This is a genomic window from Candidatus Latescibacterota bacterium, assembly GCA_020633725.1.
GTDB lineage: Bacteria > Krumholzibacteriota > Krumholzibacteriia > JACNKJ01 > JACNKJ01 > VGXI01.
In genome coordinates this window covers 33994-59508 of sequence record JACKDC010000002.1, presented here as the reverse complement: position 1 = coordinate 59508, position 25515 = coordinate 33994, and the positions used below count along the sequence as shown (strand labels likewise).

The following is a 25515-nucleotide window of genomic DNA, read 5'->3' as shown; positions in this document are numbered from 1 at the left end:
TCACAGTTCCCGCAGCGCGCTGGCCGGCTGCACGTGCGCGGCGCGCAGCGCCGTGCTCAGCCCCGTCAGCGTGCTCAGGGCCACGAAGATCACGGCCACCAGCAGCACCGGCGGCAGGGTGAGTTCCGTGTAGACTCGCGACTCGAAGTTCACGCCCGCCACCTGGAAGCCCCCGAGCCAGAGGCCGTGCCGCGAGATCACGGCATGCGTGACGGCCCCCAGCGCCAGGCCCAGCGCCGCGCCGATCACCCCGAGGCTCGCCGCCTCGGCGAAGATCAGGCCCGCCAGCCGTCCCGGGCTCGTGCCGATGGCGCGCAGCACGCCGAACTCCCAGGTCCGCTCGGCCAGGGACATCGCCAGCGTGTTCACGATGCCCAGCGCGATGATCGCGAAGACCACCAGCAGCGTGATGGCGTAGTAGAGGTCCTGCAGCTCGCGGATGCCGGCGAGCGAGGGCGAGAGCTGGAGCCACTGGGCGACGTCCAGGCCCGGCGCGCGCAGGGGCGCGAGCGCGGCGTCCATGACCGGCGCCTGGTCGGTGTTCACCGCGAGGCGCAGCGCGATCTCGTGCATGGCGTTCGGCAGGCCCAGGGCCGTCCCCAGCGTATGGCGGTCGAGGATCAGCGTGCCCTTGTCGAGGAAGGGATTGCCCGTGTAGACGATCCCAGCGACGCGCAGCAGCACGCTGTTCAGCTCGCCCGTGGTCTCGTCGGCCAGCGTGAGCACGAGACGGCTGCCGGGCTCCACCTCGAGCTGATCCGCCAGGTCCCGGCCCAGCAGCGCGCCGCGGGGACCATCGGGGTAGGCTCCGCTCAGCAGGCGGTCGGCCCAGTCGGTGACGCGCCGCTCGCGCGCCGGGTCGATGCCCACGAGCTCCACCGGCGCGGCCCGGTCGCCGATGGCGACGAGCCCGTTGGCCAGCAGTCGCGGGCTCGCCGCGCTCACCGCCGGCAGCGAGTCCGCGCGGGCGAGCACCGCCTCGGCGTTCGGGATCACCCGCGCGGCCTCGCGGGTCTCGCGGTAGCCGTCCGCGTGGATCTGCGCGTCGCCCAGGTAGGAACTCGTCACCGAACGCTGCAGGTAGCGGTTCATGCCGTTCTGCAGGCCGAGCCAGAAGATCATCGCGGCCAGACCCAGACCGATCGCGCTGCCCGTGATCAGCGTGCGGCGTCCATTGCGCCAGAGGTTGCGCCAGGCCATGCGGAGAGTGGTCATCGGGTCTCCTCGTGCGCTCTCAGTGGTGGCTCAGCGCTTCCACGGGCGCGAGCCTCGCCGCCCGCAGCGCGGGCAGCAGGCCGGCGACCAGCCCCGCGCCGAAGATGATCAAGGGGTAGACGACGTTGCCCTGCACCGTGTTCGCCGCGTGCATCACGCTCAGCGCCACGCCGCCGAACTCGATGGGCTCGCTGCCCACCGGCAGCGCGACGCGCAGGTTGATGACGGTCCCGACGAGCACGCCCGCGAGCACGCCGCCCAGCGACAACCAGAAGGCCTCCCAGAGCACGGCGCGCACGAGGCGTCCGGGCGCGGTGCCCAGCGCCAGCATCACGCCGAACTCCTTGGTGCGCTCGAAGACGGACATCAGCATGGTGTTGCCCACGCCCAGCAGCGCCACCGCGATGAGGATGGCCAGCGAGATGCGTCCGCCGGCGCGGTCCGCCTGGATGCTGCTGTGCAGGTCGGGCAGCAGGGTGGGCCAGCCGAGCAGGCGCCGCCCCGGACCGGGATCGAAGGTGGCGAGCAGGTGGTCGAGCTCGCCCAGCCGGTGCAGCGTGCCCACGAGACGGTGCGCGCGGCCCGGCAGCACCAGCAGCTCCTGCAGATCTCCGATGCGCGCGACGGCCAGCGACGCGTCGGCCTCCTGGGCGCCGGTGGCGATCAGGCCCGTGAGCAGGTAGAGCTGCGCGGCGATGGAACCGTCCGCCGCCTGGCTCACGAAGCTCAGCGTGTCGCCGAGGGCCACGCCGAGGCGGAGCGCCAGGCCGCGGCCGAGCAGCAGCGGCGGCGTGTCGCCCCCCGGCGCCGCGGGGTCCAGCCAGGCGCCCTCCACGACGGTGCCGGGCAGGGACGTCACCTCGCCCTCACGCACAGGGTCCACGCCCACGAGCATCACGCCCGTGCTGCGGACGCCCGCCGCCAGCAGCCCCGCGGTCTCGAGCCGCGGCGTGATGGCCTTGACCTCGGGGCGGGCGGCGAGCGCGCGGGCGAGGGAGTCGTCGGCGGCGATGTTGCGGAAGAGCGACGGCTTGTCGAGGAAGCCCTCCGCCTGGAGCTGGAACTGTCCCGTGCTGCCGCGCGTGGCGAGGTCGATCATCTGCTTGTAGGTGCCCTCGGACAGGCCCACCGTGAAGACGACCAGGGTCGTGCCCGCCGCGATCATCAGCCAGGTGAGCACGCTGCGGCGACGCCGGCGCCACAGGTTGCGCACGCCGAGGCGATTGGCCACCGAGAGCATCTCAGTCCCCCTCGCGCAGGCGCTGCAGCGAGAAGGTGGACTCGGGCACCGGGAGGTCCAGCTCCAGCGATTCGTAGGTGACGGTGGTGCGGTGGCCGCGCTTGTCGTCGCTGAGCGGGGTGAGGGTCATGACGCTGGGCTGGCGTCGCCCGCCCAGCAGCGTGACGTTCGAGTACTCGAGGCGGCGGGCGAGGCGGTCCTTCTCGTCGACGTAGTCCACGCTCAGCGGCAGGTGGCTGGCCGCGTCGAAGGACACGAGCACGCGCTGCCAGGTGACCGGCGCGCTCGGCAGCGGCGTGTAGACAAGGCGGAGCGTGTCGGCGCCCGCGTCGCCGTAGGCCACGCTGTAGTCCTTCTCCCAGCTGGTCTCGCGCATGAGGTCGTCGTTGGTGAAGTCGCTGCCCATCCAGGAGCCCATCATCATGGACGGCGGCACGCGCAGGGTCTTGTCGATCTTGGGCAGGTAGTTCCACATCTCGGTGTCGCGCTTCAGGCTGCTCACGCCCTTCTCCTTGAGCGGCGCGAGGATGCGCACGAGCGTGTAGTCCAGCCCGCGCGACCAGAACTCCATGTCGAGATCGCGGGTGTAGTTGGGCGTGACAACCTCCATGGACATCCGCCCGTGGCTGGTGTCCGCGCGGTAGAGCTGATCGAGCTCGCGGCTCAGCTCCGCGGGATCGGGCCGAGCCTGCTCGGCGCCGGCGGCTCCCGCGGCGGCCACGAGGAGCGCGGCCAGGGCAGCTGCGCGGGAGAGTCGTGTCATGCTGTGCCTCCTTTGCCGGGCGCGGCGCGCATTCCGCGCAGCGCGCTGTCGAGGAAGTCCTCCAGGGCCGCGCGCGGATCGCTGGCGACCTGGAACATCGCCTGCAGGAAGAGGCCGTCGATGGCCCCCATCAGCACGGCGGCGTGGGCGCGCGGATCGAAGTCGGGACGGAACTCGCCCGTCGCCTGGCCGCGGGCGAGGAGGCCGCCCACGGGGGCGATCACGTCCTCGTAGATCCCCCGCAACGACGTGGTCATGCGCTCCCGCAGGTCACCGCTGCCCGCCGCCGCCCAGAACTCCAGCCACAGGGGGAGCAGTTCCAGGAAGCGGTCGTCCCAGGCGAAGACGTCGGCCACCAGTCCGCGGAGCTGCTCGGCCACCGGGCGGCCGCCGTCCGTGTCGAGGCGCTCCTGCATCCGCTCGGTCAGCTGGCGGAAGAGGCCGTCGAAGACCGCGACGAAGAGCTCCTGCTTGCTCGGGTGGTAGAGGTAGAGGGTGCCCTTGGCGACGCCGGCGGCGCGGGCGATCTCGTCCATGGTGCTGGCCTTGAGGCCGCGGCGGGCGAAGACGTGCGCGGCGGCCGCCAGGATGGCGGTGGCCCTGCGTTCGCGCTTGGAGGCGGAGAAGTCCATGTCCTGCTTTTTCTTGCCGTTGGCCGAAAATGACTGACCGGTCAGTCATATTCTAGGCGCGCCAAGAAATTGCGCAAGAGGTCATCTGCCGGGAAGTCCTACCAGCTGCCCGACGCCCCGCCGCCCCCGGAACTGCCGCCGCCGCCCGAGAAGCTGCTGCCGCCCGAACTCCAGGAGCTGCCGCCCGACGAGCCGCCGGACGTGAAGGTCCAGCCACCCACCTTGGCCTTGCCCTTGGTCTTGAGGTCGCGGGACGCGCGCGCGTACCACGCCTTGCGGCGCAGGGACAGCTTCACGATGGGGAAGAGCACCAGGTAGGTGATCAAGAGCACGAAGGCGCCGCGGGTGCCGACGATGACCATCGGGAAGGTCGCCCAGAAGGGGATCAGGAAGAAGTAGAGGAACCAGCCCATGCCCGGCGTGAGCACGCCGATCACGGTGAAGAGGCCGATGATCCCGAAGATGAAGGCACCCATCAGGATGCGCTCGATGATCGAGAGGTCGGGGCCGTCGAAGTGGAGGCCCGAGGGCTTGCCCTGGGCAGACTCCGGCTCGTCGGGCGCCTCGCCGCCTTCGAGCACGGCGACGATGGCCTCCGCGCCGGCCTTCACACCGCCGTCGTAGTCGCCCTCGCGGAAGCGCGGCGTCATGGCGCCGCGGATGATGCGCCCGGCCGCCAGATCCGTGAGCGTCGGCTCGAGGCCGTAGCCCACCTCGATGCGCATGCGCCGGTCCTCGACGGCCACCACCACCAGCACGCCGTTGTCCCGCTGGGCCTGCCCGAGCCGCCAGGCCTCGAAGACGCGCACGGCAAAGTCCTCGACGCTCTCGTCCTCGAGACTCGGGAGGGTGAGCACGGCGATCTGGTCGCCGGTCTTCTCCTCGTGCGCGCGCAGGAGCGCCGTGATCTCCCCGCGGGCGGCGGGGCTCAGGACCTCGGCCGTGTCCACGACGCGCCCGGTGAGATAGGGCACCTCCACGCGCGCGAGGGTGGCCGTCGCGGCGGCGCCGAGCAGCGCGGCGGCGAGCGTCAGGCGGCCCAGCAGCGCCTTCACGGCTCCACCCCCGGGTCCAGGGCGAGCTCGTCGGGGATCGCGTCCGCCGGCGCCGGGCCGCGAAGGCCGGCTGCGAGCAGCGTCCGCTCCAGCGCCGCCAGTCCCGACAGCAGGGCATTCGCGCGATCGCCGCGCCCGAGGGGCGCCCGCATGGCCGCGAGCACGGACTCGAGCGCCGCGGCGTCCAGCGCGGCGTGCAGCCCGCGATCCGGCAGCACCACCGCCTGCCGCTCGAAGAGACTCACCAGCAGCAGCACCGCGCGACGCTCGCCCGTGGCGAAGAGCTCGCGCTCCAGGAACACGCCGCGCGCGTACTGCTCCACCTCGCCCGCCAGCCGGGCGCGGTTCACGAGTCGGCGCGCGAGGGGAGGCAGCGCAGGCAGCAGCAGCGCGGCGAGCGCGCCCACCGCGATCACGGTGAGGGCCGTCAGCGCGCCGTCCGCGGGGAGGAACCAGGGCGGGTCGAGCACGGCGCGGATCGTCACGGCCAGCGCGGCCAGCGACGCGCCGAGGCCGAAGGCCTTCCACGGCAGCTCGGGGTAGTGGTCGCTCTTGCCCACGACCATCGCCAGCACCTCGACGCCCGTGCGCGCCTCGAGCTGTTCGGCGGCGGTCTGGATGCGCTTCTCGTCGGCGGCGCTGAAGTCCATGGCTGTCCTCCGGTGTCCGCGAGCCTACAGGAGCGCGGGCGCCGGCGTCACCTGTCCTTTGCGCCACAGCGCCAGGCTCAACGCGCCGAGCCCGGCCAGCAGCACGAGGATGCGGACGAGCCAGCCCAGGTAGGGGACCAGCCCGAGCAGCGCGATCGCCAGGATGCCCAGCGCGAGGGAACCGTAGCCCGGCGCGCCCGACGGCGCACGGCCGGCGAGGGCAAGCAGGCGCTCGCCCAGCCAGAGCCCCACCACCGGGCCGGCCAGCGCCAGTCCGATCGCGTAGGTCAGCAGCCCCACCAGGCCGAGAGGAAGGGGCAGGATCAGCAGCATCGCGATGAGGCTCGCCGCCGGCAGCGTGACGCCCACCACGAAGCCCACGCCCAGGCTGAGGCCGGGCCGGGCCGCCAGGCGCTCGCTGGGACGTCGCGCGCGCGCGCCGCCGACGGCCAGCAGCACGGCCCCGAGGATGAAGAGGCTCAGCACCCGCCACGCGAAGAGCAGCGTGCCCTTCCACGGAAAGCGCCAGCCCACGTCGGCGTGCGTGGCCGGCGCGTCGTCCTCGCGCAGCGTCACGTGCTCACGGTAGATGAAGTCGCCCTCCACCCGCGCGTTGGGATCGAGCGTCGCGGGCCCATCGGCCTCGTACTGGACGCGGCCGCGCAGCAGCGCCGCCGGACCCAGGCGGAGCGAGCCGACCTCCAGTTCGGCCTCGCTCAGCAGCTCGCCGTTGAGCCACAGCTCGCCGGCGCCGAGCTTCACCGGCCCGTCCACGCGGCCCTCGAGGCTCCCCTCGCCCACGCCGCCCAGCAGGCAGCCGCCGATCGCCGCGCCCGGCTCGAGCAGCAGTTCACCGCCGCCCACGTAGACGTCGCCCTCCACCTGCCCGCGGATGCGCAGGGTCTGGCAGAAGGCGTAGACGTCCCCGCCCACCGTGCCGCTCAGCTCCAGGGTCTGGCAGAAGGCGTAGACGTTGTCGTCCACGCGGCCCGCCACCTCGCCGTACTGCGCGAAGAGGAAGAGGTCGTCGACCTGCCCGTCCATGCCCACGCGCTGATTGGACAGCACGGTGGGCAGCCGGCGCCGCTCGTTCTCGCCCAGGCGCGTGACGTTCTCGTGCCGCCGCGGCGACCCGCTCGCCGGGGCGGACGCCAGCAGCAGCGCGAGCCCCAGGAGCGCGGTCAGCCGGCGCACGGCGTCACTCCCATCGCAGGCCGCGCTCCAGGTAGAGCTTGAGCAGGCAGAGGAAGGCGCCCCAGCCCTGCTTGTAGTCGGTGGAGTCGCGGTCGGGGGCGAAGCCGCCGTGGTCGAGGGTGACCAGCGAACCGGAGCCGGCGGACGTCAGCGTCCAGCGCACCAGGGTCTCGCCCGCGAGGCCGGGCCAGCGCCAGCCGTAGGCGAGCAGGCTGTCCTGCTCCAGCGCCTTGAGCACCGTGGGACCGGCCGGGACGGGCAGGCCGTCCACGGTTTCCGTCCACCCGAAGTCGTAGATCCCCCCGACCCGCAGTTCGACCTTGGCCTGGCGCGAGAGCCAGGCGTCCATGCGCGCGGGCAGCGTGAGGGTCTGGTAGACCTGCGGCGGAGGGGCGGCGAGGGGCATCTCCAGGTGCACGTCGCCCTGCACGCGGGTGTAGTCCAGGCGCAGCATCGGGCCGCCGGTCTCCAGGTACCAGCCCAGGTTGAGCAGGGCGATGCGCCAGAAGTCGGCGAGCATCTCGCGGGTGTGGGCGTCCGCCTGCTCGCCCAGCAGCTCGTGGCGCAGGCGCAGGGTGCTGCGGCGCTCGCTGCCGTCCAGGTCCAGATGGACCTCCGTGGGCAGGGCCGCCAGCTCCCAGCGAAAGGAGAGCTGGCCGGGCGCCTCGAAGCGGGTGATGTACTGCCCCCCCGACACGCGGCGCTCGTTCCAGAGCGTGTACTTGCCCCAGAAGCTGTAGCCGCCGTGAAGCCGCGCGGCCACCTCGGCCTGCTCCGCGAACCAGATGATGAGCTGTTCGGCCTCGGACAGGGCGGCGAAGACGCGCTCGGGACGCGCTTCGAACTGCAGCGTCTTCTCGAAGAGAAGGCTGGGGGGGGTGGCCATCGTCGTCCTCACTCAAGTGGCGGGCCAGGTCCGGACCGGCGCGGAGACGCCAGGCCGCCGGCAGAGTAATCGCGACGGGAAAAACTGGCAAGAAAGGAGTCGCGCGGCCGCGGCTCAGGCCGCGAAGTCCCCCAGGACCGTGCTGAGCTGCTCGGCCGGCAGCGCCTCCCCGGCATTCAGCCGCTCGAGGAGCGCCGTGATGGCGGCCTTGGCTTCCTCGCTGCGATCGAGGCGGATGAATCCGTCCAGCACGTGCTCGCCAGCCATGGCCCGGCCGATCTCGAGGTCGCGGTTCCGCTCGGTGAGCTCCGTGAAGTAGACCACGCGGAAGCGCCGGTCGTAGCTGGCCTCGCGGTAGATCTCGTACATGATGCGGTCGGATTCGAGACGCGCCACACCCTCTCCTCAGGACGCCTGCCGGGCGGAGGCCGCGGCTGCCTGCCGTCCCTCGTCCGGCTCCCCGGACGCGGGGGCCTCGCCGCGGAGGCGTCGCTCCATGGCCTCGAGTTCCTTCTCCACGCGCTCGCGCTTGTGATGCCGCCGCTGGAGCTGCTCGCGATGGTGCCGCAGGAAGTAGTCGATGGTCTCCACGCGGATCTTGATCGACCCCGCGGGCTTGTTCTCGTCGATGTCCTTGAAGCTGAAGCTCGGCGTGCCCGAGGCCTCGATGATGTCCTCGATCAGAGCGTAGATCGGCGCGTCGTGGCCGCACTTGAAGTTGCTCAGCTCCAGGGCCACCAGATTCGGGTGCCGTGCGACGTACTTCGCCGCGAAGACCTTGTGGCTGGTGTTCTCGCTGTAGCTGTTGGACCAGACGTCGTTCACGCTCAGCGGATGCTGCACACGCCCCGAGGCCAGGTCCGCGTCGAAGAGACGCGCCACGATGTCCGCGTCCAGCGGCAGGGACTGCTGCGTGAAGATCGGATAGCCCAGCTTCTGGAACTCCTCGAGGATGCCGTGATTGATGCCCGGGTCGTTGTGATAGGGCCTGCCCAGCAGCACGATGCCGAGGCGGTCCTCCGCCTCGAGCCGCCGCAGGATCTCCCCGCCTCGCGCCTGCAGGTCCTCCTGGTAGCGCGCGAGCGCGCGGTAGCCCTCGGCCACGGCGTGGGCGTTTTCGCGCGGCGTAAGCCCCAGCCAGTCCTCGAAGGCGTCGTAGAGCTGACGCTCGAGCAGCACGGGCTGCCCGGGGTTCACGAAGGTGTCCAGGTAGCGGATCCCCGCCTCGGCGAAGAGGTCGCTCTCCTTGGTGAAGGCCGCCTTCACCGCCTCCGGCGTGGTGGCCACCGTGGGGCAGGAGCGGTGGTCGACGCAGCCGTGCAGATCGCTGGGCAGATCGTCGACCATGGGGAAGAAGATCGCGTCGAGCGGCTTCTTGGCGTGCTTCGCCGTCAGCAGGTTGTGGACGTGCGGGATGCCCAGCTTGCTCGGGAAGCAGGGGTCCACCGCGCCGCGCTTGGCGCCGGCCCGGTAGAGCTCCTCGCTGGTGTAGTCCGACCAGACGAGGTTCTGCGCGCCGAGGCCCAGGCTCTCGAAGTAGGCCGTGAAGAGCGGCGCCAGCGAGTACATGTTGAGCACGCGAGGCAGGCCGATGCGCAGCTCGGCGCGCCGCTCCCGGGCGGTCTCGCGCGCGGCGTCGCGCCGCCAGGGCAGGCGCGAGGCGCCCGCCGGCGCGCGCTCCGGCTCCCAGGAGCGGAAGGCCGCCGTGGCCGCGTAGGCCGCGAGATCGGGGTTCTGCTTCTTCACCGCGTCGAGGCCGCGCTTGATCTCGCGCATGTCGGCCACGTCCTCCACGGTGCCCTTCTCGCAGGTGGCGATGATGATGCGGTGCGTCTCGGCCTTCGCCTCCTCCGCCGCGCGAATGCGCGCGGCGTGGGGCTCCTCGGGCCCGCGCTTGTAGACGAAGGCCTCGGCGCCGGCCGGGCGGCGGGCCGTCTCGACGTCGATGAAGGTGCGCAGGCACTTGTTCTTGCAGAAGTAGCAGCGCGTGCTCTCGTTGCGCGTGGTGGTGTAGGCGATCGCGGCGACGGCGTCCAGGCCGATGAACTGCGTTGCGTGGCCTTCGCCCCAGAGCCGCGCGGCCTCCAGCGCCGCGCCGATCGCCCCGGACTCGCCGGTGTGCGTGTGGACGAAGACGTCGGGCGTCACGTCCTTGCCCTTGAAGCGGCCCTCGATGAAGTCCACCTGACTCTTCACCGCCGCCAGGTTGTGCTGCGTGCCGCCCTGCAGCACGAAGCGGCGTCCCAGCTTGGCCAGGTTGGGAATCTGGCTCACGTAGAGCCAGATGTTCTTGGGCAGCACGGCGGCGAGGCCGGCCATGATCTCCTCGGCCCGCCAGCCCTGGCGCTGGAAGTCCACGATGTCCGACTGCATGAACACCGCGCAGCCGTAGCCGAAGGTGGGCATGCTGGCCGCGCTGAAGGCGGCGTCGGCGAAGTCCTCCACCGCGAAGCCGAAGCCCGCGGCCGCGCTCTGCAGGAAGTAGCCGTTGCCCGCCGAGCACTGCGTGTTCAGCTTGAAGTCCTTCACCTGGCCGTTCTTGAGGATGATCAGCTTGATGTCCTGGCCGCCCACGTCGCAGATCACGTCCACGTCGTCGTAATAGTGGAGGGCGCTCTTGGTGTGCGCGACCGTCTCCACCAGGGCGACGTCCGCGCCCAGGGCGTCCTTGAGCACGTCCTTGGCGTAGCCGGTGGTGCCCAGGCCGAGCACCTCGAGCGTGGCGCCCTGGCTCTCCACCTGCTCGCGGAGCAGGCGGAACATCTCGATGCTGTCCTCGATGGGATTGCCCTGGCTGAGGCGATAGGCCTTGGCCAGCAGCTCGCGCTCGGGGCTGAACAGCACGGCCTTGGTGGACGTGGAGCCGCCGTCCAGGCCCACGAACCCGCGGACCACCGCGCCCGGCTCGAAGCGGGCCGGCTGCCAGTCGGCGCGGCGATAGCGCGCCTTGAAGGCCTCGAGCTCCTCCGTGCTCTGCCAGAGCGCACGGGAACCCCGGTCGCGCTTCTCGGCCTCGCGCCCCTCGACGAGGTAGCGCTGCAGCGCGTCGCGGCCACCATAGCGGCCCACGTCCGCGTCCTCGTCGCGACCGAACTCCACGGCGCCCAGCGCCGCGAAGTACTGCGCGCTCTCGGGCACCACGATCAGTTCGTCGATCCTGGTCTCGTCGAAGTCGACCTTGCGCTCTTCCCACATCATGGGGATGTTCGCGCGCCAGGCCTCCACCATCCCGCGAATGTAGGTGTTCGGCCCGCCCAGCAGCAGCACCACCGGCCGCAGCGTGTGGCCGCGGGTGAGCACGGACAGGTTCTGTTGCACGATGGACTCGAAGAGCGAGGCCATCAGCTCGTCCGTGGACACGCCCTGCTTCTGCAGGCCGTTGATGTCCGTCTCGGCGAAGACGCCGCACTTGCCCGCGACGTGGTGCAGCTTGATGCCGTCGTAGCCCTGCTCGGCCAGACGCTCCGCGGGGATCTTGAGCTTGGCGTTGATCTTGTCGATGACCGCGCCGGTACCGCCCGCGCACTTGTCGTTCATGGAGGGCAGCTTCTTCTTGCGCCCGCCCTCCTCGGCGGCCTTGAAGACGATGATCTTGGCGTCCTGGCCGCCCAGCTCTACCACGGAGTTGGCCTCGGGGTAGTAGCGCTCCACCGCCAGGCTGACGGCCGTGACCTCCTGCACGAACTTGCCGCCCAGGTGACGGGTCAGCGCCGCGCCGCCCGAGCCGGTGAGAAAGAGGCGCAGGCGCTCGGGCGAGACGGACAGTTCCTCCTCGATGCGCTCGAGGAACTCGAGCACCTTCTCCGGCTGCTTCGTGAAGTGCCGCTGGTAGTCGCGCCAGAGCACCTTGCCGTCGGGCCCGCTCACCACGGCCTTGACCGTGGTGGAGCCCACGTCGAGGCCGACGATCAGGGGCGAGGTCCCGCCGCCCGGAGTCACTGCGCGCCCCCCTTGCCCGCGGCGGCGTTCAGCGACACGACCGGCGCCATGCCGGGACGCAGCCCGGCGGCGCGCAGCCGCTCGGCCAGCTCCAGCACGGTGTTGGCCGCCCGGCTCACCACGCCCTTGCGGCGCGCCACGCCGGCCAGCGGCCGGGTCAGCGCGGGCTCGCGCTCGAGGCCGGCGCGCAGTTCGTCCAGCGTGAAGCCCGTGGACGCCACCGCGCGCTCGAACTCCTCACGCGCCTTCACGCGCGCCTCGCCCAGGGCCATCTGCACGCGGCTGTGGGCGTTGATCTCGCCTTCGCCCGAGGTCTCGATGGGCAGGTAGATCATGTCCGGATGCCGCGACTGCACCGCCGCCTGCGCGCCGTCGGACTGCGTGGAGGGCATGCAGCCGAAGGGCTTCAGGCTCAGCACCATGTGGGCCAGGCCCTTGTTGTGATAGTAGATGTTCTTGGCCACCTCGAGGTGGCCCTCGCCGCCGCCCGCGCGGCTGTTGTAGTAGGGATGCCCCATGCGCTCGAGTTCGAGCTGATCGGCCGGCGCATGCGCGGTGCCGCCCAGCGCCGCGCGCAGGCGCTCGTACTCGCGCTGGAAGAGCCAGGCAGCCAGGCCCAGTCGACGGATCCGCCGCGCGGCCTTCCACTCCACGCCCGCGCGCCGCAGCGGATTGCCCCAGCCCGGCACCACGAGGCCCTCGTCGAGCCCCTTGCGGTCGCGAATCTTGTTCTGCGCGCCGTGCACCATGTAGAGGATCCAGGTCGCCACGGGCTCGGTGAGCACCTCGGCGCCCTCGCGCTCGAGGAAGCGGAACATGTTGAAGTTGCCGTCGCCCTCGGTGGTCTGGGCCCAGAACTCGCCCGTGATCTTGACCACCGGCTTCGGACGCAGCGGATCGACGGCCACCGCGTCGAAGCGGTCGCGCGCTCGCTCGGCCGCTTCCACCAGCGACTCGTCGCGCAGCACGGCGAGGAACTTGGACCAGCTGTCGAGGCGCCGGCCCCCGGGCAGGCTCCGCAGTCCCCTCGCTCGGCTCTTGGCGAGCACGAAGGGCCGGCGCTCGCGCAGCACGGCGCCGATGTCGTCCACCGCCGCCTGCAGGGCGCGGTCGGTGGCGCCCGCCTCCAGCTCGTAGGGGCGCACCTGGTTGGCCACCTCGCCCAGCAGATCGCCCACCATCATCGCGTAGAGGATGCCGAGGAAGAAGTCCAGGTTCAGCGCGAGGCCCGCCTCCATGTCCTCCTGGTCGAGGCCGCCGGACTGCTGGAAGACGATGACCCGGAAGCCGTCGAAGCCCGCGTTGCGCAGCGCGAGCCGGTACTCGTTCTCGTACATGCCGAAGCGGCAGGGACCGCAGGCCCCCGCCGTGAAGAACACGTATTGCTCGAGGATCTCCTCGCGGCTCTTGCCCTCGGACTCGAGGCCCTGCAGGAACTGCACGAGATTGCCCACGGTGAAGTAGGTGGGATTGCACTGGCCGTTGTTGCCGAACTCGCGGCCAAGCTGGAAGGCGCGAACGTCCGGCGTGGGCAGCGCCTGGCAGCGGTAACCCAGCGCCTCCAGCGACGACTGGATCAGCGAATCGTGCTTCCAGGTGAGTCCGCCGAAGAGCAGCGTGGTGTGTGGGCGTTCACTTGCCAGAAAGGGACGCTGCGCGGGTGTCGCGTAGTGCTCCGGCGCCGGCTCGCCGGCGAGTCCGGCGTCGGCTTCGAGTCGACGTCGCGCGGCGGCCAGTCGTTCCTGGATCTGGGCTTCCTCGAGCGGCAGCCCCTTGGGCGTGGTTCCAGTGGCCATGGCTCCCTCCTTGGCGAGTTTCTGGCCCTTTAACCCGGGGGTCTTGCCCTAGACGACACTGCCCGCACGATGGCGGGCAGGGTCCTCCAGGACCGACCGAACTCTAGCGCGGGACGTCGGCCGACTCAAGGCAAATCGAGAGTTTCGACTCCAGCATGGGAATCGCGCGTCAGTCGCCGAGGAGAATCTCCTCGAAGAGCGCGAGCACGCGCGGGTCGTCGTGCTGCGCGAGCCAGAAGAGGGCGGTCTCGCGCAGCTGCGGGTGCGGGCTCGCGCGCACGAGCTGCAGTAGCGCCGGCAGACCCTCGTCGTTCGCGCGCTGGGAAAGCGCGAAGACGGCCTGTTCGCGCACGGCGAGGTCGGCGTCGTCGTCGTCGACGATGGCCGTGAGGCCGCGGGTCGCGGCCTCGGCGGCGTCCTGTCCCAGCCAGAAGATCGCCTGCTCGCGCAGATCGCGGTTCAGCCGCCGGTCGCGGGCGATCTCGAGAAGACGCGGCCACACGGTGACGCCGCGCGCGAGCGTGGCCGGAAAGATCAGCCCCTCGGCCTCGTCGCCGGGCAGGCGGACGGCGAGGTCGAGCAACAGGGCGGCCGCCGCGTCGGGGGCGAGTTCGCCGATGTCGATCACATCGCCCGCCGCGCGACCCGCGGGGACCGGCTCGGCGACCCGCGTGTCGACGTCCACCAGTTCACCGTGACGCAACGTGAGCAGCAGGTGCAGGGGACCGCGGCGCCAGTAGCCGCGGGGCTCGTCGTGATCGCCGACGCTGATGGAGGGGCCGTCGCCCCAGACGTCGTCGCGGGCGGCGAAGCGCAGGGCCACGCGGCCGTCCTCCAGGCCGAGCACGGTGTCCAGCGGCGTGGCGGCCGCGACGGCGACGGGCAGGGCGAGCAGGGCCAGCGCGAGCAGGGCGAGCGTCTTCATTTGTTCAGGATCTCCTCGAGGAACTCGGCGGCCTTGGGGTGCTTCGACTGCCCGATCCAGAACACGATGCGCGTGCGCAGCTCCGGATCCTTCTCCTCGCGGAAGACCTCCATGAGCTTCTCCACGGCGGCGCTGCTCCGCTGCTGGGAGAGGGTGAAGATCACCTGCTCCTTCATCTCGCGCTGGTCCGCGTCCCGGTAGACCTTGACGATGTCGTCCACCGGCACTTCACCCATCTGGCCGGCCCAGAACAGCGCCCGGCTGCGCAGCTCGATGTCCTCCTGCTTGTTGCGGGCCACCTCGAGCAGCATGTCCTTGCCGCCGCTCGTCTGGGACAGGGCGAAGAGCGCCTGCTCCTTGGCCTCGCGGTCGTCGAGGGAGCGGTAGAGCTCGCGCAGCGTCTTCACGCCGACCTCGCCGCCGCTCTGACCGATCCAGAAGATCGCCCGCTGGCGCGTCTCCGTGTCCTCGTTCTTGTCCTCGGCCACCTTGCGCAGGATGACGATCGCGTCCGCGCCGCCCTGCTGCGAGATGGCGAAGAGCGCCTGCTCGCGCATCTCCTCGGGCGCGCCGCGGTCGCCGATCACGTCCTTGAGCGCCCGCATGGCCTCGGGGCCGCCCGCCTGGCCCAGCCAGAAGACGGCCGTCTGGCGCACGTCGGGATCCGGGTCCTCCTTCAGCGTCTTCACCAGCAGGGTGGGCACCTCGGGTCCCCCGTGCTGCGCCAGGATGAACACGGCCCGCGCGCGCAGCTCGGGACTGCTCTTGTCGGGACTGCCGAGGACGCGCTGCAGCGTGGGCAGGGCGCGCTCGCTGTCCATCTGCATGAGCGCGTTGAGCGCGGTGATGCGCAGCTCCTCGTCGGGATCGGCGGGCTCGTCCCCGTCGCCGGAGATCGCGAAGGCGCGCACCCGGTTGCTCCGCGCGAGCTGACCGGCCAGACGCTCCGCGTCGCGGGTCACGCGGTAGGCCGCGCCGGCGTCGCCGGACTTGGCGAGCTGCGTCTCGATGCGCAGGGCCAGCTCGCGGGCGTCCGCCACCACCTCGGCGGCGGGGAAGCGGGCGAGATCCTCGTTGAGCAGGACCAGCGCGCGCTCGAGGTCCTCGCTCGCGCCGATGCGGGCGCGGCTGAAGGCCTCCCAGTAGAGCGCGTCGGGGACGTAGTGGGAGTCGGGGTAGTTGTCCCGGAAGCGCGCGAAGTCCTCGACCGCGCGCGAGTAGAGCTCGCGGTTCAGGGCGCGGCGCGCGCGGCGGTAGGCGTCGTCGGCCTCGTCGGCGCGGGCCACCAGGCTCCCGGTGAAGACGATCAGGATGGCCGCGAGGGCGAAGGCCCAGGCCGCGGGGCGACTGCGATGCATGCTGTTCATCATATCCTCCTCAGACTCCCGTCGGGATGTCGCCGGTGGGCACCCGGGCGCGCAGGCGGCTGAGCAGCGCCTGCCGCTCCAGTCCCTCCGTCACCAGGGTCCGCTCGTCCGGGTCGCCGCTGGCGGCGGCCCGCTCGATCTGGGCGAGCGTCAGCTCGAGATCCTCGAGCAGACGCTTCAGCTCCGGATCCGCCGACGCGGGCGAATCCAGAAGCAGTCGCGTTTCGGTGAGCAGCTCACCGGCCCAGCTCGCCTGCTCGGGATCGCTTCCCGCGGCGGCGTTGCGGAACTGGGTCAGCAGGGTCTCGCTGCGGCTGAGCACGGGGATCGCCGCGAGACGGTAGATGAGCGCCGCGCGCTCGCGCGCGTCGGCCTGCCCCTGTGCCTCGAGGGCGCGGCGGGCGTCCTCGCGCAGGCTGTCGCGCCCGATGCCCACGCCGATCACCAGCGCCGCGGCCGCCGCGGCGGGCATCCAGGCCCAGGGGCGCGTCCACCAGGCGCGGGGGCGGGCCGCCCGGCCGCGCTCGGCGGTGATCTTGGCCCAGAGGGCGTCCCGGGGCGGCGCGGGCGGGCGGTGGTAGTCCGGCAGGGCCGCGTCCAGCAATGCCTGGAAGCGGGCCTCGTCCTCGCGCTCGAAGGCGGGGCGGCGGTCGTCCGTCATGGCGCCTCCCGCCGTTCGGCGCGGCCCGCCCGTCCCGGCGCGAGCTCGCCGAGCGCGCCGCGCAGCTGGGCCTTGGCGCGGTGGAGGCGGGCCTTGGACGTCCCCTCGGGGATCTCCAGCATCTCGCCGATCTCGCCGTGCGTGTAGCCCTCGGTCTCGTGCATCAGGAACACCATCCTCAGGTCCTCGGGCAGCCGGTCCACCGCCGCGAGCAGCGTGATGCGCAGCTCGCGGTCGGGCAGGTCCGTCGCCAGCGTGGCCTCCCAGTGCTCCTCGGGCTCCGGGGCCCAGTGGCGCCGGCCGCGCAGCTTGCGCAGGCCGTTGAGCACCACCGAGCTGGCGATGGCGTGAAGCCAGGTGGAAAAGGCCGCCTGGCCGCGGAAGCCGGGCAGGTAGCGGAAGGCCCTGACGAAGGCGTCCTGGGTGAAGTCCTCCGCCAGGGTGGCATCGCCGCTCATGCGGTAGGCGAGACCGTAGACGCGATCGACGTGCGCATCGTAGAGCGCCCGCTCCGCATCCCGGTCCCCCCGCAGGGCCGCGGCGATGAGTTCCCGTTCCTGCAAGGCGGCTCCCGTCGCTGTCCGTGCATACGGAAGGTGAGACACGGATGGCGGCCGCGGCGTTGTCCCGGGATGCGAAAAAGTGGCTAGAGGGTGATCACCTTGTCGGCGCTCCACTGGGCCGCCACGATGTCGCCCATGCCGCCGACCACCCCCACGGCCACCTTGTCCGCGAGGCCGAAGTGGTCGAGGCAGGTCTTGCAGATGACCAGGTGGACGCCGGCCGCCTCCATGGCGCGCAGCTCCTCGAGGATCGGCGAGCCCTCGACCACCAGCTTGACGCCGTCGGTGTAGAAGCAGAGCGCTCCGGGCAGCCGGCCGTTCTCGGCGACCACCTTGAGCCAGGTGCGCATGAGCTTGTGCTGGAGTTCGGCATCGGCGCTGCCCATGCCGTCGCGCGTGATCAGCACTGCCAGGTTGGCCATGGGGACGTCCTCTCGCGGCAACGGGTGGAGCTCCGTGCCCCACCCGTTCCCCGTTGTATCACGGATGCGCGGCCGCCGCTAGCGGAGCAACACCAGGCGCTTGCCCTGCGATCCCGCGGGGCCGGTGAGCCCCAGCAGGTAGACGCCCGAGGCCAGCGGGCGCCCCGCGTCGTCGCGGCCGTCCCAGGTGAAGACGTGGTCGCCCTCGTCCAGCGCGCCCTCGTGGAGGGTCGCCAGGTGGCGGCCGGACACGTCCAGCACCGTGAGCCGGACCGGCTGCGCCGACGGCATTCGCAGCTCGACGTTGAAGCGCGGGTTGGCCGGGTTCGGCCAGACCGCCAGCGTGGGGGCCGCGGGCGCGGGCACGGGGTCGTCGACCACGCCCGTGCTGCCCTGGTCCCAGCGCGCCAGTCCCGCCGAGAGCTTCCCGCCGGCGTAGAGGAAGTTGCCGGTCATGTAGAGGTGCCCGTTCCGCTCCGCGAAGTCGCGCACGGTGGGCGTCAGCGGGCCGCCGGTGAGACCGTCGCCCAGCGGATTCCACTCGACGCCGTTCCAGCGCGCCACCGCCGCGGCCGGCGCGCCGCCGGCCTGGGTGAAGTTCCCGCCCACGAAGAGCCCGTGATCGGTGGCGTGGAGCGCGTAGACGGTGGCGTCCACGCCGCCGCCCACGGGCTGCCAGGCGGCGCCGTCCCAGCGGGCGATGCCGTTCACCGTCACGCCGTTGGCCAGCGTGAACTCGCCGCCGGCGTAGAGCGCGCCGCCCCAGACGCCCAGGGCCTGCAGGGCGCCGTTGAAGCCGCCGTTCATCGCGTCCCAGCTCGCGCCGTCCCAGCGCGCGACGCGGCCCATGGCGGCGCCGTCGAGGGTGTTGAAGTAGCCGCCGACGATCAGGTCGCCCTGGTAGTCGCAGACCGCAAGCAGATCGCCGCTGAAGACGGCGTCGTCCACCAGGGAGAAGGCGGCGCCGTCCCAGGCCACGAGGCGGTCGCAGACCAGGCCGTCGGCGGAGCTGAAGTGACCGGCCATCACCAGCAGGCCGTTCCATTCGGTGAGCGCGTTGACCCGCGCCGCCGAGGGGCCGATGCCCGTGCCCAGCGGCATCCAGGCGTCGCCTTCGCGGCGCGCCACGTGCGCGAGCCCGCCGCCGGGGTTGAACTCCCCGCCCACGTAGAGCTGGTCCTGGTAGACGATGGAGTCGTAGGTGTAGGCCAGTCCCGGCGACAGGGGGCGCAGGCTGCTGCCGTCGTAGAGCATCGTGCCCGGGCAGTCGGGTTCGTCGTAGGAGACGCTGCGCACGCCGGTGTTCTCGCCGCCCACGAAGAGGTCGCCTTCCCAGGTGGTCAGCGTGCGGCCCTTGTCGCCGAAGTCCGCGCGGTAGCCGAGGCCCGCGCCGACGCGGAACCAGTGGTAGCCGTTCCAGTAGGCGATGCCGTCCGCGTGGGTGTTCGACGCGATCAGCTCGCCACCCGCGTAGAGGGTGCTGCCGAGGGCCTCCGCGCAGAGCGCGCCGACCATGCTGCCCTTGGCCGCGCCCCAGGTGGCGGCGCCGTAGCTGCGCAGCCACTTGTCGGTGACCACGAGGGTCGTCTCGCCCAGGTCCACGAGGTCGTTCACCCAGTAGTCGGCGGGGTTGAAGGGCGTGATGCCGTGCAGGGTCTCGCCGCTCGCGCTCGAGCCGAGGCCCAGGCAGTCGTCGCTGTCGGCGGTGAGGAACTGGCCGCCGAAGAGGATGTAGCCCACCTGGTCCTCGAAGCAGTCGACGACGGTCGGATAGCCCGAGTGCGGACCGATGCCCGGTCCGGTGCCGAGCTCCTGGTAGCCGTTGTCCTCGTCCCAGGCCGCGATGTTGAACATGTTCGTGCCGTCGATGCTGTCGAAGGTGCCGCCCACCCAGAGCCGGCTGCCGTAGGACTTCAGCGCGCGGATCTGCGAGGGCCAGCAGACGTAGCAGACCGGCCCCGTGCTCTCGGCCCGCTCCCACTCGCTGCCGACCCACTTCGCCAGGTGCCACATCTGCGTCGCGCCGTAGTGGGTGAAGTTCCCGCCGGCGTAGAGCGTCGTGTTGTGGTACTCGAAGGCGTAAACATGGCCGTCGAAGTCCTCGTCGCCCATGCGGTACCACTGGTTCTCGGTCCAGCGCGCGACGTAGAGCGCCGGTTCGCCGCCCGCCGCCGTGAAGTTGCCCGCCACGAAGAGCGCGGTCTGCGCGGGGTAGATCGTGGTGACCTCGCCGTTCACGCCCTCGCCTAGGGGGTGCCAGCGGTAGCCGTCCCAGCGCGCGATGTTCGCCGCGTCCACCAGGCCGATGCGGTCGAAGTCGCCGCCCACGTAGACCTGGCCGTCACGCTGGACGATGACGTTCACCTTGCCCTTGTAGCTGCCCTTCATCACGCCGGGCGGATGGAAGCCCTCCCACCAGTGGCTGTTGTCCTGGGCGCCGGCCAGGGCCGGCGCGAGCAGGCTCACGAGGATGATGCGAATCACGAGGGCGCTGAGCTGGCGCGCGCGGGACATGTCCACTCCTTCGGCTGGGCGACGCGCAGACCCGCCCCGGCGGGCGCGCGCTCGCGACACCGGTGGGAACCGGGCCAGGGAGCGGAATCACAGGGTTCAGGCGATTTTGGCCACCAGCACGAGCTCGCCGCCATCCCGGCCGCTGAACGGCGTGCCGGCATAGTCCTCGTAGACGGCCTCCAGCGCAAAGCCCGCCCGGGCCAGCAGGTGCTCGGCCTCGTAGCGGTAGAGCCAGCGGATCGAGAAGGCGTCCACCAGGCGCTCGGCGCCGCCGCCGGGGTGCTCGACCTCGTAGATCAGCTCGGCGTTCAGCACCTGGGCCGCGAAGTCGCGGCCGGCCACGCGCTGGGAGCGGCGGACGACCCGCCCGTCGCCCAGGGTGAAGGGCGACTCGTGCCCGAAGGGCTCGCCGCGGGCGTCGTCCGTGAGGGCGCGAAGCGAAGGGTTGAACAGGTCGAGGATGAGACGGCCGTCCCGCAGCAGGTGCACGCGTACGCGCTCCAGGCAGGCGAGCTGGTCTTCGACGGTCAACAGGTGCTGGAAGCTGCGGAAGGGCGCCACGGCCAGCGCGAAGTGGCGGCCCAGGGTGAAGTCGCGCATGTCGGCCAGCATGAGATGCGCCCGGGCGCGCAGGGCCTCGTCCAGGCGGGCGAGCTTCTCCACGCAGATCGAGAGCATGGGGCGGGAGCTGTCGATGCCGCAGACCTCCGCCCCGGCCTCCAGCATGGGCACGAGCACGCGGCCGGTGCCGCAGCCCAGCTCGAGGACGGGCCCGTGCGCGCCTCGCGCGCGCTCCACGTAGAAGTCGAGGTCGGCGCGTCCGGCGTAGGGCTGAACGTGGTCGTAGAACTCCGCCACGAAGTCGTCGTAACCGCTGGGTGCCATGGAGCCTCCTCGGGGTCCGCCAGGAGGCTAGCAGCAATCCGGGGCGCTGTCACTGCCCGCGGCGCCCTGCGCGTCCGCGGCCAGCCGCGCGCTCCGCGTCCACAGGGCGGCGGCGAGGTCAGGGTCGAGGGCCTGGACGCTGGGCCGCTTCTCGCCGGCGGCGTCGAAGTAGCGGCCGCTAACGCCGGTCAGCACCGGGTCGGTGGCGAGCCGCAGCGGCACGCGCGCGGCGGTGGCGGCGTCGATCAGGAAGGGTCCCATGGCGCGGAAGGCCAGGCGCTGGACCCGGTTGCCCCGGCGAAGCAGGCCCGTGCGCACCACGCCCGGGTGGCAGGCGTTGACCGTGAGCGCGTCCCCGGCGAGGCGCCGGGCCAATTCCATCGCGAAGAGCAGGTTCATCAGCTTGCTGGCGCGGTAGGCTCGCCAGCCGTCGTAGCGGCGTGCGGACTGGAGGTCGTCGAGATCGACGCGCCCCCGGTAGTGGGCGTCGGACGCCACGATCACCACGCGCCCGCGCGCGGCGCCGCGGAGGACGGGCAGTAGCCGGTTGGTCAGGTGGAAGACGCCCAGGTGATTCAGCGCGAAGGTCCGTTCCAGGCCATCGGCGGTGAGCGCGCGGCGGCCGAAGAAGCCCCCGGCGTTGGCCACGAGCAGGTCCAGGCGCGGGTGCCGCGCGAGGACGGTCTCCGCGAGCCGGCTCACCTCGCCCAGGAGCGACAGGTCGGCGAGCAGCAGATCCGGCGGCTCCGCGCCGGCCTCCGCCGCGACGCTCGCGCGCGCCCGCTCGCCCCGCCCGGCATCGCGCGCCACCAGGATCACCCGCGCGCCCGTCCGCGCCAGTCCGCGCGCGACCTCGAGGCCGATGCCCGAGCTCGCCCCCGTCACCAGCGCGATGCGGGCGGGGGCGTCCAAGTCAGCGCTCGCGATGGTTCACGATGCGGTCCTGGCAGCCGGCGAAGACGAGATCGCGCACGTAGTCCTGCGCCAGGAAGTCGTGCGGAAAGCCCAGCGGGACGGCGCTCACCGCGTCGAGGCGCTCGCGCTGCGCCGCGTCCAGGGTGACGTCCAGCGCGCCCAGGTTGTCGGCGAGTTGCTCGGGCCGCCGCGCGCCCACCAGCGGCAGGATCACCCCCGGCTGGCCGAGCAGCCAGGCGATGGCCACCTGCGACGGGGTGCAGCCGAGTTCCCCGGCCACGGCGATCACGGCGTCCACGATGGCCTGGGTGCGCGCGTCCACCTGGTCGGCGCGCCCGTTGCGCGCGAGGCGGTCGCCCTCGCCGGCCTCGCCGCGGCGATACTTGCCCGTGAGCAGGCCCGTGCCGAGGACGCTCCAGGGCGTCACCGCCAGGTCCAGCGCGCGGGCCATGGGCAGCAGGTCGCGGTCGGGCGTGCGCTCGAGCAGGCTGTACTTGATCTGCAGCGCGGTGAACGGCGTCCAGCCGCGCAGCTCGGCCAGGGTGACGGCCCGGCTCACCTCCCACGCCGGCGTGTCCGAGACGCCGACGTAGAGCACCTTGCCCGCGCGCACCAGGTCGTCGAGGCCGCGCATCAGCTCCTCGGGCGAGGTGGTGAAGTCCCAGGCGTGCACCCAGTAGAGGTCCACGTAGTCGGTGCCGAGGCGCTTCAGGCTGGCCTCCAGCGCCTGCACCATGTTCTTGCGGTGATTGCCGCAGGCGTTGGGATCGTCGCGGCGCGTCCAGAGCGTGAACTTGGTGGCGAGCACCACCTGGTCGCGCTCGCTCGCGCAGAACTCGCCGAGGTAGCGCTCGCTGGTGCCTTCGGTGTAGCGGTTGGCGGTGTCGAAGAAGTTGCCGCCGGCGGCGCGGTAGGCGTCGTAGAGCGCGCGGCTGGTGGGCTTGTCGGCGCCCCAGCCCCAGTCCTCGCCGAAGGTCATGGTGCCGAGGCAGAGCTCGGAGACGCGCAGGCCGCTGCGGCCCAGCAAGCGGTACTTCACGGGTGGCCTCCCGGCTAGCGCAGACGCGCGCGACGGTCGAGCACGCGGCGCAGGGCGACGTCGAAGGGCATGTCGGTGGTCAGCGGCACGTAGTCGATGCGGTGGGCGCGGCACTCGCTCTCGAGCTGGCGGATCCAGGCGTCGACGCGCTCGCCCACCTCCTTGCGGATGAACCAGGGCTGCGTGCGCAGCTTCTCGCCCGTCTCCAGGTCCTCGAGGCGGACCTCGCGGCGCAGGTCCAGGTCGCGCTCCAGCGGATCGAGGACGTGAAAGACCAGCACCTCGTGCCCGCGGTGACGGAAATGCTTGAGCCCGGCGAGCACGCGCTCGGGCTCGTCGAGGAGATCGCTGAGCAGGATCACCAGGCCGCGGCGCTTCACGCGCTCGGCGGCGCGGTGCAGGGTGGCGCCGACGTCGGTGAGGCCGCCCGGTTCGTTGCGCTCGATGGCGGTGAGCAGGTCGTAGAGGTGCCGCCGCACGCTGCGTGCCGGCAGCACCTGCCGGATCTGCTCGTCGAAGGTGATCAGGCCCACGGCGTCCTGCTGGCGCACGAGCAGGTAGGCCAGTCCCGCGGCCAGCATGCTCGCGTAGCGGAACTTGGTGATGCCGCCCTCGCGGCCGGCGAAGTCCATGGAACGGCTGCCGTCCAGGAGCAGCGTGCCGCGGAGGTTCGTCTCCTCCTCGAAGAGCTTGATGTAGTGGCGGTCCGTCTTGGCAAAGACCTTCCAGTCCACCCGGCTCACGCTGTCACCCGGGTTGTAGGGCCGATACTCCGAGAACTCCACCGAGAAGCCGTGGAAGGGGCTGCGGTGCAGCCCGGCGATGAAGCCCTCCACCACCAGCCGCGCAATGAGCTCCATGCTGTCGAGCTGGCTCACGGCTTCCGGGTCGAGAAATCGTCGCAGTCGGGTGGCGAGGGGCACTATTGCTCCTTGTGGATCCCATGATCCAGGATGCCCGCGCCGCATTGACGCGCGCGGCTCGTCTTCGCATTATTGCACGCTCAGGAGAGCGAACACCATGACTGAAGTCGGCATCTTCTTCGGCAGTTCCAAGGGCGCGACGAAACGCGTGGCCCGCAAGATCGCGCACGCCTTCGGCGGCGAGACGCAGGTGCACGACGTGAAGAAGGCCTGCCTCGCGGACGTCGAGCGCTGCGATCTGGTCATCTTCGGCTCGCCGACCTATGAGAAGGGCAAGCTGCAGGAGCACTGGAAGGACTTCCTCAAGGTGCTCAAGGAGACGGACCTCTCGGACAAGCTGGTGGCCGTCTTCGCGCTGGGCGATCAGAAGAAGTACCCCAAGACCTTCGCGGACGCCCTCGCCCCCCTGGCCAAGCGGGCGCGCAAGGGCGGCGCGCGGCTCATCGGCCGCTGGAGCGCCGACGGCTACAGCTTCAAGGAGTCCAAGGGCCTCAAGAAAGGCCGCTTCCTCGGCCTCGTCATCGACGACGACCGCCAGGCCGCCATGACCACCGATCGCGTGATCGCCTGGGTGGCCCAACTCAAGGACGAGCTGGCCGACGCCGAGCGCGAGGCCGCAGCGGGGGCCTGAGCCCGCTTTTGACGTCCCCGCCGCCCTCGCGATACAATGGACGCCTTCCCCGGAGGTGATCCATGCGCCGCATCCTGCCCACCCTGCTGCTCGTCACCCTGCTCTGCGGCCTCGCCGGCGTCGCCCACGCCTGGCAGACCGAGCGCGTGGTGCTGGTACTCATCGACGGGCTGCGCTACAGCGAGGGCCTGGGCGACCCGGATCACGTCCACGTGCCGGCGATGGCGGCGCTGGCCGGGCAGGGCGCGATCGTCGAGCCCTTCCAGAACCTCGGCGTCACCTACACCGACCACGCCGTGCCCTCGGTCTGGTGCGGGGGCTACACGGACATCTTCAGCTTCTCGGATCCCGACTGCGGCGGCTCGAGCAACAACTACACGGAGCTGCCGTCGCTCTTCGAGTACTTCCGCAAACAGCTCGACCGGCCCGAGACCGACTGCGTCTACGTGCTCAAGGACGTCGGCTGCCCCTGGCGCGGCAGCATGCACCCCGACTACGGGCCCGACTGGTGGCCGCTCTACCACATGGCCGGCTCCAGCGACACGGACGTGTGGAACCAGGCCCAGAGCGTGCTGCAGAACGAGAGCCCCACGCTGATGTTCCTCTATCTGGCGGACGTGGACCACTACGGCCACTCGGGCAACTGGACCAACTACCTGTCCGCCATCGACACGGCCGACGCCATCGTGGGCGACCTGTGGACGCTGCTCCAGTCGTTGCCCGCCTACGCCGGCAAGACGACGCTCCTCGTCACCAACGACCACGGCCGCCACGACTACGACTTCAGCGGCCACGGCGACGGCTGCGCCGGCTGCCGCACGATCCAGCTCCTCGCCGTGGGGCCCGACGTGAAGACCGGCTTCGTGTCCACCACCCCGCGGGACATCCCCGACGTCACGCCCACCATCGCCGCGCTGCTCGGCTTCCAGACCGAGTACGCGACCGGCGCGGTGATGGACGAGTTGCTGGTGGAGACGGCCGCGGAGCTGCCCGCCGGCGGCGGGCCCGCCCTGGCCGCCTGGCCCAACCCGCTGCGCGCGTCGACCACCCTGCGCCTGGCCCTTGCCGACGCCCGTCCACATACGATTGAGATCGTGGACGTCGCCGGCCGCCGCGTGGATCGCCTCGACCTGCCCGCGGGCATCACCCAGCTGACCTGGACGCCGCCGGCCGACCTGGCCAGCGGCGTCTATCTTGCACGGGTGGCGGGACAGGGCGACGCGGCGAGAGCGCTCGTCGTCCTTCGCTAGGCGCGCGGCGCGGCGAAGCGGCCCAGCATTTCGCTTGCGCGCCGGGAAAG

Annotated in this window: 23 protein-coding genes; 2 read left to right on the top strand and 21 right to left on the bottom strand. The window is 71.5% G+C overall.

Features of this window, described 5'->3' with window-relative positions:
- The 21 genes from H6693_04820 to H6693_04720 all read right to left on the bottom strand — a co-directional run bounded on the left by H6693_04820 (position 1) and on the right by H6693_04720 (position 23629).
- Positions 1–1215, bottom strand: coding sequence for an ABC transporter permease (locus H6693_04820; GenBank protein ID MCB9515492.1), 1215 nt, complete (start codon positions 1213–1215; stop codon positions 1–3).
- Positions 1216–1234: 19 nt separating this feature from the next.
- On the bottom strand, positions 1235–2455 hold the full coding sequence (locus H6693_04815) for an ABC transporter permease (GenBank protein ID MCB9515491.1): 1221 nt from the start codon (positions 2453–2455) through the stop codon (positions 1235–1237).
- A gap of 1 nt (position 2456) precedes the next feature.
- Entirely contained in the window at positions 2457–3218 is a 762-nt protein-coding gene (locus H6693_04810; GenBank protein MCB9515490.1) for an outer membrane lipoprotein-sorting protein, read from the bottom strand.
- A complete protein-coding gene (locus tag H6693_04805; GenBank protein ID MCB9515489.1) occupies positions 3215–3850 on the bottom strand; it encodes a TetR/AcrR family transcriptional regulator in 636 nt (211 codons plus the stop codon). The genes H6693_04810 and H6693_04805 overlap by 4 nt, the downstream gene beginning before the upstream one ends.
- Before the next feature lie 98 nt (positions 3851–3948).
- Positions 3949–4896: a TPM domain-containing protein gene (locus H6693_04800; protein MCB9515488.1), complete on the bottom strand. Its 948-nt coding sequence runs from the start codon at positions 4894–4896 to the stop codon at positions 3949–3951.
- 5 nt (positions 4897–4901) lie between these two features.
- Positions 4902–5555: a hypothetical protein gene (locus H6693_04795; GenBank protein ID MCB9515487.1), complete on the bottom strand. Its 654-nt coding sequence runs from the start codon at positions 5553–5555 to the stop codon at positions 4902–4904.
- A gap of 24 nt (positions 5556–5579) precedes the next feature.
- Entirely contained in the window at positions 5580–6749 is a 1170-nt protein-coding gene (locus tag H6693_04790) for a hypothetical protein (protein MCB9515486.1), read from the bottom strand.
- Between the two features lie 4 nt (positions 6750–6753).
- The gene (locus tag H6693_04785) at positions 6754–7635 is read right to left on the bottom strand and encodes an SRPBCC domain-containing protein (GenBank protein ID MCB9515485.1); all 882 of its coding nucleotides are present in this window, start codon (positions 7633–7635) and stop codon (positions 6754–6756) included.
- Positions 7636–7749: 114 nt separating this feature from the next.
- A complete protein-coding gene (locus H6693_04780; GenBank protein MCB9515484.1) occupies positions 7750–8031 on the bottom strand; it encodes a hypothetical protein in 282 nt (93 codons plus the stop codon).
- 9 nt (positions 8032–8040) lie between these two features.
- A complete protein-coding gene (locus tag H6693_04775) occupies positions 8041–11574 on the bottom strand; it encodes a CoA activase (GenBank protein MCB9515483.1) in 3534 nt (1177 codons plus the stop codon).
- Positions 11571–13370 carry an activator of (R)-2-hydroxyglutaryl-CoA dehydratase gene (locus H6693_04770; protein MCB9515482.1) on the bottom strand — a complete coding sequence of 600 codons (1800 nt, stop codon included), beginning with the start codon at positions 13368–13370 and terminating at the stop codon, positions 11571–11573. The genes H6693_04775 and H6693_04770 overlap by 4 nt, the downstream gene beginning before the upstream one ends.
- 169 nt (positions 13371–13539) lie before the next feature.
- A complete protein-coding gene (locus H6693_04765; GenBank protein ID MCB9515481.1) occupies positions 13540–14295 on the bottom strand; it encodes a HEAT repeat domain-containing protein in 756 nt (251 codons plus the stop codon).
- On the bottom strand, positions 14292–15662 hold the full coding sequence (locus tag H6693_04760; GenBank protein MCB9515480.1) for a HEAT repeat domain-containing protein: 1371 nt from the start codon (positions 15660–15662) through the stop codon (positions 14292–14294). Before H6693_04760 ends, H6693_04765 begins: the two co-directional genes overlap by 4 nt.
- 10 nt (positions 15663–15672) lie before the next feature.
- Positions 15673–16323 (bottom strand): hypothetical protein, encoded by a 651-nt coding sequence (locus H6693_04755; GenBank protein MCB9515479.1) that lies wholly within the window; start codon positions 16321–16323, stop codon positions 15673–15675.
- Positions 16320–16886, bottom strand: a complete 567-nt coding sequence (locus tag H6693_04750) for a sigma-70 family RNA polymerase sigma factor (GenBank protein ID MCB9515478.1) — start codon at positions 16884–16886, stop codon at positions 16320–16322. Before H6693_04750 ends, H6693_04755 begins: the two co-directional genes overlap by 4 nt.
- Positions 16887–16969: 83 nt before the next feature.
- On the bottom strand, positions 16970–17308 hold the full coding sequence (locus tag H6693_04745) for a DsrE family protein (GenBank protein MCB9515477.1): 339 nt from the start codon (positions 17306–17308) through the stop codon (positions 16970–16972).
- A 78-nt stretch (positions 17309–17386) separates the two neighbouring features.
- Positions 17387–19822, bottom strand: a complete 2436-nt coding sequence (locus H6693_04740) for a hypothetical protein (protein ID MCB9515476.1) — start codon at positions 19820–19822, stop codon at positions 17387–17389.
- 96 nt (positions 19823–19918) lie between these two features.
- Positions 19919–20707 carry a class I SAM-dependent methyltransferase gene (locus tag H6693_04735; GenBank protein MCB9515475.1) on the bottom strand — a complete coding sequence of 263 codons (789 nt, stop codon included), beginning with the start codon at positions 20705–20707 and terminating at the stop codon, positions 19919–19921.
- A gap of 27 nt (positions 20708–20734) precedes the next feature.
- Positions 20735–21619, bottom strand: a complete 885-nt coding sequence (locus H6693_04730) for an SDR family oxidoreductase (protein ID MCB9515474.1) — start codon at positions 21617–21619, stop codon at positions 20735–20737.
- Between the two features lies 1 nt (position 21620).
- On the bottom strand, positions 21621–22661 hold the full coding sequence (locus tag H6693_04725) for an aldo/keto reductase (GenBank protein MCB9515473.1): 1041 nt from the start codon (positions 22659–22661) through the stop codon (positions 21621–21623).
- Positions 22662–22675: 14 nt separating this feature from the next.
- Positions 22676–23629, bottom strand: a complete 954-nt coding sequence (locus H6693_04720; GenBank protein MCB9515472.1) for a DUF58 domain-containing protein — start codon at positions 23627–23629, stop codon at positions 22676–22678.
- 52 nt (positions 23630–23681) lie between these two features.
- Here H6693_04720 and H6693_04715 point away from each other — a divergent pair, with 52 nt between their 5' ends.
- Positions 23682–24215: a flavodoxin gene (locus H6693_04715; protein MCB9515471.1), complete on the top strand. Its 534-nt coding sequence runs from the start codon at positions 23682–23684 to the stop codon at positions 24213–24215.
- Positions 24216–24277: 62 nt separating this feature from the next.
- Complete coding sequence (locus H6693_04710) at positions 24278–25465, top strand: alkaline phosphatase family protein (GenBank protein MCB9515470.1); 1188 nt, start codon at positions 24278–24280, stop codon at positions 25463–25465.
- Positions 25466–25515 lie beyond the last annotated feature (50 nt).

Excerpts from the sequence above, each read along its gene's own strand:
- H6693_04720 (MCB9515472.1), bottom strand. The coding sequence starts at position 23,629 with ATGCGGCGCGGGCATCCTGGATCATGGGATCCACAAGGAGCAATAGTG.
- H6693_04820 (MCB9515492.1), bottom strand. The coding sequence starts at position 1,215 with ATGACCACTCTCCGCATGGCCTGGCGCAACCTCTGGCGCAATGGACGC.
- H6693_04740 (MCB9515476.1), bottom strand. The coding sequence starts at position 19,822 with ATGTCCCGCGCGCGCCAGCTCAGCGCCCTCGTGATTCGCATCATCCTC.
- H6693_04755 (MCB9515479.1), bottom strand. The coding sequence starts at position 16,323 with ATGACGGACGACCGCCGCCCCGCCTTCGAGCGCGAGGACGAGGCCCGC.
- H6693_04815 (MCB9515491.1), bottom strand. The coding sequence starts at position 2,455 with ATGCTCTCGGTGGCCAATCGCCTCGGCGTGCGCAACCTGTGGCGCCGG.
- H6693_04765 (MCB9515481.1), bottom strand. The coding sequence starts at position 14,295 with ATGAAGACGCTCGCCCTGCTCGCGCTGGCCCTGCTCGCCCTGCCCGTC.
- H6693_04795 (MCB9515487.1), bottom strand. The coding sequence starts at position 5,555 with ATGGACTTCAGCGCCGCCGACGAGAAGCGCATCCAGACCGCCGCCGAA.
- H6693_04760 (MCB9515480.1), bottom strand. The coding sequence starts at position 15,662 with ATGAACAGCATGCATCGCAGTCGCCCCGCGGCCTGGGCCTTCGCCCTC.
- H6693_04770 (MCB9515482.1), bottom strand. The coding sequence starts at position 13,370 with ATGGCCACTGGAACCACGCCCAAGGGGCTGCCGCTCGAGGAAGCCCAG.
- H6693_04715 (MCB9515471.1), top strand. The coding sequence starts at position 23,682 with ATGACTGAAGTCGGCATCTTCTTCGGCAGTTCCAAGGGCGCGACGAAA.
- H6693_04710 (MCB9515470.1), top strand. The coding sequence starts at position 24,278 with ATGCGCCGCATCCTGCCCACCCTGCTGCTCGTCACCCTGCTCTGCGGC.
- H6693_04735 (MCB9515475.1), bottom strand. The coding sequence starts at position 20,707 with ATGGCACCCAGCGGTTACGACGACTTCGTGGCGGAGTTCTACGACCAC.
- H6693_04805 (MCB9515489.1), bottom strand. The coding sequence starts at position 3,850 with ATGGACTTCTCCGCCTCCAAGCGCGAACGCAGGGCCACCGCCATCCTG.
- H6693_04785 (MCB9515485.1), bottom strand. The coding sequence starts at position 7,635 with ATGGCCACCCCCCCCAGCCTTCTCTTCGAGAAGACGCTGCAGTTCGAA.
- H6693_04810 (MCB9515490.1), bottom strand. The coding sequence starts at position 3,218 with ATGACACGACTCTCCCGCGCAGCTGCCCTGGCCGCGCTCCTCGTGGCC.
- H6693_04745 (MCB9515477.1), bottom strand. The coding sequence starts at position 17,308 with ATGGCCAACCTGGCAGTGCTGATCACGCGCGACGGCATGGGCAGCGCC.